This is a genomic window from Collinsella sp. AF20-14LB (genome assembly GCF_003459505.1).
In the GTDB taxonomy this organism is placed as follows: domain Bacteria; phylum Actinomycetota; class Coriobacteriia; order Coriobacteriales; family Coriobacteriaceae; genus Collinsella.
In genome coordinates this window covers 158,671-159,078 of sequence record NZ_QRWD01000004.1, presented here as the reverse complement: position 1 = coordinate 159,078, position 408 = coordinate 158,671, and the positions used below count along the sequence as shown (strand labels likewise).

General features: G+C 68.6%; 1 protein-coding gene. It reads right to left on the bottom strand.

The window, feature by feature from the left end; translation table 11 throughout:
* A partial coding sequence (locus DWX63_RS11475; RefSeq protein ID WP_233514449.1) for a transposase occupies window positions 1–392 on the bottom strand: 392 nt, incomplete at its 3' end.
* Between the last annotated feature and the right edge of the window lie 16 nt (window positions 393–408).

Here is a 408-nt window from a genome sequence, read left to right as displayed (position 1 = left end):
TCCGCGAACCTAATCGACTCGATCCAGGACCAGTGCGCCCGGGTCCAGTTACCCTTCCTGCGGCCGGTGGGCGTCCTCTCGTCGAAGACGAGCCCGTGCCTGAGCAGGAACTTGGAGAGCCGCTGCTTCGAGCGCGAGAGGTCGTCCCTCGCGTCCTCGAGCGCCCTGGTCAGGTCGCGGGCGGCCTCGCACTCGTCGTCGGGGACCCACACCTCGACCACGTTGCCGACCGACAGCATGCGGGCGAGGAACTCGGCGTCGTTGCGGTCGTTCTTCCTGCGCCTGTCCGCGCTGGGCTTGATCATCTTCGAGACGGCGCCGACCACGCAGTCGACCCCCAGGCCGGAGAGCCTCTTCTGCAGGTCGAAGCCCGTGACCCCGGACTCGTACACGCACCTGGCCCTGGGG